This is a genomic window from Actinoplanes sp. NPDC048791 (genome assembly GCF_040650095.1).
Lineage (GTDB): Bacteria > Actinomycetota > Actinomycetes > Mycobacteriales > Micromonosporaceae > Actinoplanes.
This window is the reverse complement of sequence record NZ_JBEZGQ010000218.1, coordinates 3,979-10,471: the sequence shown is the minus strand read 5'-3', so window position 1 is coordinate 10,471 and position 6,493 is coordinate 3,979. Positions and strand designations below refer to the sequence as shown.

The following is a 6,493-nucleotide window of genomic DNA, read 5'->3' as shown; positions in this document are numbered from 1 at the left end:
TGCGGGCCACCGGTCCGGCGCAGGTGGCTCTCCTTGTCGTCGACCGCTCTTGCGAAGCGGGCCGGCAGGTCGGCCAACTCGGCCAGCCGCGCGTCGACAGCCGCCCGCTCGGCCCGGAGTGCGGCGAGCCGGCTCTCGCCCTCGGCGACCCGGTAGCGCGCCGCTCCAGCCTCGGCCTGCTCACGGGACAGTTCCTCGGCGTGCGCGCCGCGCAGGGCCACCAGCACCCGGGACAGCGAGACGCCCTCGAGGCGCTCGACGTCGCGGACCTCCCCGGCCCACTGCGCGCGCAGCTCAGCCAGGGTGGCCGCCTGCTCGGTGAGACGCTGATCCAGCTCGGCCCGCCGGGCGCGGAGCAGCTCGGCCTCGCGGACCAGTCCGGCGAGTGCGGTCAGGCGGGTTTCGATGTCCTCGGTCACGCCCTTGATTCGAGCAGGCCGGGGCAAGCAAACGCGCGGGCGGACAGCCTGGGCGCCGATCCGCCGGTAGCCTGCGAAGGATGGGGACAACGGGGGACACACTGGCGGCCGGCAACGAGGCGATGGTCGAGGCCGCGTTCCGGACCGGGGACTACGCGGCGGCCGAGCGGACCTTCGAGGAGCTGCTGACCCAGGCCCGGGCCGACGGCGACCGGGCCCTCGAGGCCGCGGTGCTGGACCGGCAGGCGATGCTCATGCACTTCCGGGCGCTGGAGGACGAGGATCTCGGCAAGGCCGACAGCGAGGGTGAGGAAGCCCTCTTCCAGCAGGCCCTGGAGATCCGGCGGGACCTCGGCGACCCGGCCGGCACGGCTGAGTCGCTGTTCGGCGTCGGGCTGGTCCACCAGGTGCTGCGCCAGGACTGGGAGGCCGCCATGCCGTACTACTGGGAGGCCCTCGACCTGGCCGACCGGTACGGCGACCTGCTGCTGCGCTCCGAGGTGCACCGCCACGTCGGCTTCTACTACGCGGCGTCCGATCTGCAGTCGGACAAGGCGCTGGAGCACCTGCGCATCTCGCACGAGCTGCGCGCCGAGCTCGGCGACCCGCGCTGGATCCCGGGCGGCACGATGGCGCTGGGCATCGCCGAGCTGGCCGACGGCCTGCGCGAGCAGGGGCTGGCCCACGTCCGGGAAGCGGTCGCCCAGGGCCGCGAGGCCGGCCTGAGCCCGCACCGCATCGCCTGGATGCAGGACTTCCTCGACAAGGCGGAGGCCGAACGGTGACAACCCTGTCCGAGGCGTGGAGCCTGGCCGCGAACGAGAGCGGCCTGGCCATCGTCTCCACCCTGCGCGCCGACCAGACGATCCAGTCCTCGCTGGTCAACGCCGGCGTCGTGGCGCATCCCGGGACCGGCGAGCAGGTGCTGGCGTTCGTCACGTACGGCCGGGTCAAGCTGGCCAACCTGCGGGCCCGGCCCCAGATCACGACGGCGTTCCGCAGCGGCTGGCAGTGGGCCACGGTCGAGGGCCACGCCGAGCTGGCCGGCCCGGACGATCCCAAGCCGTGGCTGGACGCCGACCGGCTGCGCCTGCTGCTGCGCGAGATCTTCACCGCGGCGGGCGGCTCCCACGACGACTGGGCCGAGTACGACCGGGTCATGGCCGAGCAGCGGCGCACCGCCGTGCTGATCAGCCCGACCCGGATCTACAGCAACTGACGGCTGCCCCTCGGGTCACCGGGCCGGTAGGTGCTTGGCCAACTGCTGGGCCAGCAGCCGATAGCCCAGCCGGTCGTAGAGCCGGCGGGCCCCGGTGTTGGCCCCGTGCACGTTGAGACCCATCGTGGCGACACCCCGCCGCGCCAGCTCGGCCTCGACCGCGGCGATGGCCGCCCGGCCGTGACCCCGGCGGCGGTAGGGCTCGTCGATCTCGATGTTGTGCAGCCAGCCCAGGGCGACCCGCGGCGGCGCCGGCAGACCGGCCCAGACCCAGCCGACCGGTACGCCCCGCGCCACCACCGTGCGCAGGAGCATCCCCGGGGTCCGCGCCCCGTCGGGGAGCAGCTCGGCCAGCTTGCGGGCGGCCCGGTCCTCGGCCTCGCCGTGCCACAGGCCCCGCTCGTGCACCAGATCCTGGGCGTAGTCGGCGAACAACGCCTCGATCCGGCTCCGGTAGTCGGTCATCGGCACGAGCTCGATCCCCTCGGCCACCGGCACCTCGGCCAGCGAGCGGGAGCGCTGCTCCGCGGTCACCTCGAAGCCGAGCCGCTCGTAGAGGCGACGGGCTGTGTTGTTGTCACCGAAGACGTTCAGGCCGATCGCCGGCACGCGGCGGGCGACGAGCTCCACCTCGGCGGCGGTGATGATCGTGCCGGCGTACCCCCGGGACCGGAACGGCGGATCGACCTCGATGTCGTTGATCCAGGCGAGGTCCGGCACGGTCGTGCCGGGCAGCGACAGCCAGATCCAGCCGACCTCGGTGCCGTTCAGCAGAGCCTTGCGCAGCAGCTGGCCGCGGGTCGCCGGACCGCGCGGCAGCCGCTCGGCGACGTCCCGCTCGGCCTCGGCCCGCGCCTGCGCGGGAGTCAGCGCCCGCGCCGTGGTGATCGCCTGCGCGTAGCTCGCCACCAGCAGCGCACGGCGGCGCACGAAGTCGTCCGGGTTCATCTCCACGAGAGTCAGCGGCATCCGGCGACCCTTTCCGACCGTAGGAGAAGCCTGTGCCGACATTGTGCCCCGCGGCCACCGTCCGGCCCGGTAGCCCGCCCGATCGGCGGGCAGTACGGTGAACCGCATGTTGATCAGCTGCGGATGCCCGGTCTCCGGCGTGTGGGCGGATCCCCTGTCCCTGACCGGGTTCGCGATGCGCGCCGAGGAGCTCGGCTACCACGGGCTGTGGTCGTTCCAGCGGCTGCTGGCCGGTGACGAGCAGAATCTGCAGCCGGTCTACCGCAGCGTGCTCGATCCGCTGCTGGCGCTGACCTACGCGGCCGCCCGCACCACCGACATCCGGCTCGGGGTCGCCGTCATCAACCTGCCCTACCTCTCCCCCACCTACCTCGCCAAGCAGGCGAGCACCCTGGACGTGCTCTCCGGCGGCCGTTTCGATCTGGGTCTGGGCACCGGCTGGTCCGAGGTGGAGTTCGCGGCGACGGGCTCGGACCCGAACCCCCGCGGCCGCCGCACGGAGGAGTATCTGCGCGTACTGCGGGCCCTGTTCACCGGTGAGCACGTCGCCTTCGACGGGGAGTTCTACACCGTGCCGCCGAGCGTCATGGCTCCCGCGCCGGTGCAGCCCGGGGGCCCGCCGATCCTGCTGGGCGGCACGGCGGATGTCGCGTTGCGGCGCGCCGGGCGGATCGCCGCGGGCTGGGTCAGCAGCAGCCGGGCCAGCCTCGAGGACATCGCGCGGGGAGCGCAGATCGTGCGGCGGGCGGCCGAGGAGTCGGGCCGCGACCCGGACACCCTCCGGATCGTCGTGCGCGGCGTGGTCAAGGCCGGGCTGCGCGAGGACGGCGTGCCACTGTCGGGCACCTGGGAGCAGATCCGGGGCGGCGCCCAGCTCTACGCCGAGGCCGGCGTCACCGAGCTGTTCTACGACCTCAACTGGGATCCGTTCATCGGTTCACCGGACGGCGACCCGCGGGCCGCCGGGGAACGGGCCGAGGAGATCCTGTCCGCCCTCGCCCCTAACGGCTGAAGTTCTTCCGCCTCCGTGCCATGGCTCTTCCCGCGGCGTGGCACGACCCGGCAACCTGGGCGCATGAACCACTGCCGGCCGTTCGCCGCCCTCGCCGCCTGCCTCGCCCTGACGGGCTGTGGAGTGGTGAATCAATCCTCGACGGCTACGCCGGCGGCCGCCCCTGCACCGTCTGCCGCCAGTGGACTCGGCGACTCGGTCAAGGACGCCGGTGACATCCCCGACCCGTGCACGCTGCTCAGCAAGAAGCAGGTCACCGAGCTCACCGGCCGGGAGATCACCCAGATCGACGAGGACGGGCTGCCGCCCGGCGACAGCAACCGCTTCTGCCAGTGGCAGCAGTCCGGCGGGCAGCTGGCCGTCTTCCTGGGCCGGACCACCGAGCAGGACTTCACCGTCAAGATCGCCGACGCGACGCCGGTGAACGACATCGGTGAGCGGGCCTTCCAGCTGGCCGGCCACCTCTACGTGCTCTACGGCACGGTCTCGATCGACGTCTACAGCCGCGGCGACAGCGACGAGGAGAATCTGGCCGAGGCGACGGCCGTCGCTCAGGTGCTCATCCCGAAGATCTGAGCGACGGCGCGCCGTACCGGACGGTCCTACTCGAACGGCGTCAGCGTGATGCCGATCGCGGTCGGGTCGCCGCTGTGCACCAGCGACTCCTGGTTGGCCACGTCGTCGAAGGCGAACGCGTACGCCTTGCCGTCGACCATCTGCTCGTGGATCACCTTGTTGTAGAGGTTGGTCGGCTCGTTGCGGTAGAACGTCGACGGGTCGGTGCTCGGCTCGACGGCCTGGGTGCCCAGCGTGGTCCGCTGCAGCGCCGCGCAGAGGCTGCGCGCGATCGGGCCGACGACGAGGTCGTTCGGGGCGCCGAGGTTGCCGTCGCAGCCCCAGACGTCGGCCGTGGTGGGCTTGGTGAACGTCGCGACCTGCGCGCCGGTGGCGTCGGTGAAGGCCATGACGTCGCCGCTGGTCCGGCCCTTGAAGATCTTGTCGGGCTGGTCGGCGAACGGCTTCACGGTGAGGTCGGTGTTCTCGTACGCGGCCCAGGCCTTGTCGATGTAGGACGCCAGGTAGTCAGGGTCGAAGTCACCGCCGTCGGCGCCCTTGCCCGGGGCCAGCACGCGCAGCACAGTGCCGTCGGCGCGGGTCCGGACGAGACCGCTGAACGACGCGTCGGCCTTCATGGCGTCGATGACGGCGTTGCGCCCGCCGGGCTTGAGCTGGCCCGTCACCGCGGTGGTGCCGTCGGAGCCGGTGGCGCTGACCGCGTGCGGCACGGCGAACATGTCGACCTGCGAGCTGTTGAGCCAGATGCCGGAGTCGTTGTAGGTGAACTCGCTCCAGTCGAACAGGATGTCGCTGTTGGGGTCGCCGGCCGCCCACGGCGCGGGCTGCACGAGACCGCCGTCCTGGCTGATCTTGAAGTCGAGCTTGTCGCCGAACGACATGTACATCCGGCCGGAGAGGCCCTTCGGCACCGGGATCGTCTTGCTGGCCCCGTTGGCCGGGCCGTCGATCGACACGTCGGGCGCCGGGGCGGGCGGGTTGGCCCCGCCGGTCCACGGGGTGAAGGTGCCGGCCTCGGTGACGTAGCCGAGTTTGCCGCCGCTGACACCCAGCACGTACAGGTGGGTGGCTTCGCCGCGGCCGGAGTTGTTGGTGACGGTGAGCGGGAGCAGGTCGGGGCCGGTGGCGGCCTGAGCGGTGGGGATCACCGCGACGGCGGCGGGGATGGCGACCGCCGCGACGACGAGCCCGAGCAGAGATCTGCGGTTGAGACGCATGAGCACCTAACTGTCGGCCCCCGGATGACACCGGCCCGGCGAGAGGACATCCGCGCGGGAGGGATCCGGCGTCGGCCGGGCCGCTTCGGGGGCGGACAGGGAAGGGGGGTGCGTCCCGGCCATTACGCTCCGCTATCGCTGAGAGCGCTCTCACCGAGCTTGGTACGGCCTCCCGGAGATGTCAACCGATGACGCCGGCCGATGTCCCCGCCGATAGCACAGCCCCCACCGACCGGCACTTCGGGCCGTTGCCGCAGCTCAGCGTCCATGGTCGACACTTTTCGAAAAAGCCGGCCGCTGCGTTATCCTGCTGAGCCGATGACTACTCCAGCCTCCCCGCCGCCCGGCGTCTATCACTCCCGGTCGCGGGTCACCCGTAACCGGCTCGCGCTCGCCGCGGCCGGACTGGCCCTCGTCCTGCTCGGTTACCTGATCGGGCGCCTCCAGGGCGGATCGGACACCCCGGCCGCCGCCGCGGTCGCCGCCCCGCCGTCGGTGGCGTCGTCCCCCTCGGAGCCGGCCGCCCCTTCGGCGGAGCCGTCACCCTCGCCGAGCACCCCGGCGCCCGGCGGCGTGGACGCCTATGCGGTGATCCAGGCCGAGACGGCCGCCGGCCAGCAGGGCACCCAGTTCCAGGAGACCGAGGACGAGGGCGGCGGGCAGAACATCGGCTGGATCAGCAACGGCGACTGGCTGCGCTTCGACGACGTGGAGTTCGGCGCCGAGCCGGCCACCAAGGTCGCCGTCCGGCTGGCCTCCGACGTGGACGGCGGCGGTGGCCGGATCGAACTCCGCCTGGACAGCCCCGGCAACGCCCCGGTCGGCGCGGTGCCGGTCGAGGACACCGGCGGCTGGCAGGAGTGGCAGTCCCGCAGCGCGGACATCGAGCCCACCACCGGGCGGCACACCGTGTTCCTCACCTTCGCCCGTGGCGACGCCGCCGAGTTCGTCAACCTGAACTATTTCGCGTTCGCCCACTGACACGCCGGGGGCGGGGGGGGAGCTCCTGCGCCCGGGCCCCCGGGAGGACAAAAAACGCCACGAGCGGGCCCACCGCACTTAAGCCGGCGCGGACGGAGGG

Annotated in this window: 8 protein-coding genes; 5 read left to right on the top strand and 3 right to left on the bottom strand. The window is 72.5% G+C overall.

What is annotated here, in order from left to right:
* A partial coding sequence (locus AB0C29_RS18060) for a hypothetical protein (RefSeq protein WP_360821471.1) occupies positions 1-419 on the bottom strand: 419 nt, incomplete at its 3' end.
* 80 nt (positions 420-499) lie between these two features.
* Between AB0C29_RS18060 and AB0C29_RS18055 the strand changes: the two genes are divergently transcribed.
* On the top strand, positions 500-1,204 hold the full coding sequence (locus tag AB0C29_RS18055; protein WP_360821469.1) for a tetratricopeptide repeat protein: 705 nt from the start codon (positions 500-502) through the stop codon (positions 1,202-1,204).
* Positions 1,201-1,638: a TIGR03618 family F420-dependent PPOX class oxidoreductase gene (locus AB0C29_RS18050; RefSeq protein WP_360821467.1), complete on the top strand. Its 438-nt coding sequence runs from the start codon at positions 1,201-1,203 to the stop codon at positions 1,636-1,638. The genes AB0C29_RS18055 and AB0C29_RS18050 overlap by 4 nt, the downstream gene beginning before the upstream one ends.
* Positions 1,639-1,653: 15 nt before the next feature.
* Here AB0C29_RS18050 and AB0C29_RS18045 read toward each other — a convergent pair whose 3' ends face one another.
* A complete protein-coding gene (locus AB0C29_RS18045) occupies positions 1,654-2,607 on the bottom strand; it encodes a GNAT family N-acetyltransferase (RefSeq protein ID WP_360821465.1) in 954 nt (317 codons plus the stop codon).
* Between the two features lie 106 nt (positions 2,608-2,713).
* Here AB0C29_RS18045 and AB0C29_RS18040 point away from each other — a divergent pair, with 106 nt between their 5' ends.
* Both AB0C29_RS18040 and AB0C29_RS18035 read left to right on the top strand, forming a co-directional pair.
* The gene (locus tag AB0C29_RS18040; protein WP_360821463.1) at positions 2,714-3,619 is read left to right on the top strand and encodes a TIGR03619 family F420-dependent LLM class oxidoreductase; all 906 of its coding nucleotides are present in this window, start codon (positions 2,714-2,716) and stop codon (positions 3,617-3,619) included.
* A gap of 63 nt (positions 3,620-3,682) precedes the next feature.
* Entirely contained in the window at positions 3,683-4,195 is a 513-nt protein-coding gene (locus AB0C29_RS18035) for a DUF3558 family protein (RefSeq protein ID WP_360821461.1), read from the top strand.
* A gap of 26 nt (positions 4,196-4,221) precedes the next feature.
* On the opposite strand, the gene AB0C29_RS18030 is transcribed toward AB0C29_RS18035, so the two are convergent.
* Positions 4,222-5,412, bottom strand: a complete 1,191-nt coding sequence (locus AB0C29_RS18030; RefSeq protein ID WP_360821459.1) for a beta-1,3-glucanase family protein — start codon at positions 5,410-5,412, stop codon at positions 4,222-4,224.
* A 318-nt stretch (positions 5,413-5,730) separates the two neighbouring features.
* Between AB0C29_RS18030 and AB0C29_RS18025 the strand changes: the two genes are divergently transcribed.
* Positions 5,731-6,393, top strand: coding sequence for a carbohydrate-binding protein (locus tag AB0C29_RS18025; RefSeq protein ID WP_360821457.1), 663 nt, complete (start codon positions 5,731-5,733; stop codon positions 6,391-6,393).
* Positions 6,394-6,493 lie beyond the last annotated feature (100 nt).